The organism is Micromonospora sp. NPDC005163 (assembly GCF_053599835.1).
The window spans coordinates 1-1,504 of sequence record NZ_JBSFYP010000162.1 but is presented as its reverse complement, the minus strand read 5'-3'; the positions used below and the strand labels follow the sequence as shown (position 1 = coordinate 1,504).

Sequence of the window (1,504 nt, the reverse complement as noted above, 5' to 3'; positions counted from 1 at the left end):
CCGACGAGCGGGCCGAACTCGCACAGCTGCGCAAAGAGAACCGCAGGCTGCGCGAAGACGTCGATGTGCTCAAACGGGCGACGGCTTTCTTCGCGTTAATGCCAGACTGATCGACGTCCGGCGGGGCTCGCTCATTTCTTCGCTGCCCCGGCCTGCGGCTGGTGGCTTTTCCTGATGTGCGGCCCCGCCGGACCCTGCGCCGGGCCTGGAGTGGCTTGATAGGAGCCTGCTAATGCTCGATTAAGGCATGCCCCCTCGCCCGGCTCGCGGACCCTCACCCCCGGCAGCGAGGAGCTGGCATGACTGTGATCGGAATCGACGCCCACAAGCGCACACACACCCTGGTCGCGGTCGACGACCTAGGCCGGAAGCTCGGCGAACGAACTGTCGTCGCGACGGACGAAGGTCACCTCCGCGCCGTGGAATGGGCAGGTCAGTGGCCGCAGGTGAGCTTCGCGGTCGAGGATTGCCGGCATATGACCCGTCGGCTGGAACGCGACCTGTTGCGTGCCGGGCATCGGGTTGTTCGGGTGCATACCCGGTTGATGGCCGCGGCTCGTAGGTCTGGGCGGCAGCGAGGGAAGTCCGACCCGATCGACGCCGAAGCCGTCGCCTTGGCCGCGTTGCGCGAGCCGGATCTGCCCGTTGCCCATCTCGACGGGCCTACCCGGCAGGTCAAGCTGCTCTCCGATCACCGTCACGATCTCGTCGTGGAACGCACCAAGCTGTGCGGCCGGCTCCGCTGGCACCTGCATGAACTGGACCCGGAACTCCAGGTGCCCTCCCGGGGCCTGCGCCGCTACCGCGTCATCGACGAGCTGGCTGCCAGACTCGCCGACCTTGACGGCACGGTCGCCCGGATCGCCCGAGACCTGCTGGTCCGTTGCCGGGAGCTGACGGTGCAGATCAACGCCCTGGAGCGTGAGCTGCGGGACCTGGTCGAGGATCTGGGGCCGACCCTGCTCGGGATCCCCGGCCTGGGCGTGCTCGGTGCGGCGATGATCCTCGGCGAAACCGCCGGTGCTGCCCGGTTCAAGTCCAAGCACGCCTACGCCCGCTTCAACGGCACCGCCCCGATCCCGGTGTGGTCCGGCAACAAGGTCCGGGTCCGACTCAACCGTGGCGGCAACCGCACCGTCAACACCGCGCTGCACATGGCAGCGGTCACTCAAACCCGCGGTATCGGGCCGGGCAAGGAATACGTCGACAAGCTGATCAGCAGCGGAAAGACCAAGACGGAAGCCATACGACTGCTGCGCCGACGTTTGTCCGATCGGGTCTTCGCCGCCCTACTGGCTGACGAGCGGGCGTGCCAACCAACAGTTCGACCCGCCAGCGTCGCCACCAGCAGCGCCCGCACCGCTACAAATGTGCAGCCGCTCCCGGTAGCAGCTTGACATAGGAGCATCAAGGAGACCCGGTGAACGTCTTCCCGTTCATCGCCGCGGAGCAGGCCGGCAAGCACAACGTCAAACGTGCCTGCGAACTGCTCGAGGTCTCCCGA

General features: G+C 67.0%; 1 protein-coding gene. It reads left to right on the top strand.

All coding sequences use genetic code 11. The annotated features are described in order from the left end of the window. Nucleotides 1-299: 299 nt before the first annotated feature. On the top strand, nt 300-1,397 hold the full coding sequence (locus ACWD6N_RS37715) for an IS110 family transposase (protein WP_450006755.1): 1,098 nt from the start codon (nt 300-302) through the stop codon (nt 1,395-1,397). Nucleotides 1,398-1,504: the final 107 nt, after the last annotated feature.

Excerpts from the sequence above, each read along its gene's own strand:
- ACWD6N_RS37715 (WP_450006755.1), top strand. The coding sequence starts at position 300 with ATGACTGTGATCGGAATCGACGCCCACAAGCGCACACACACCCTGGTC.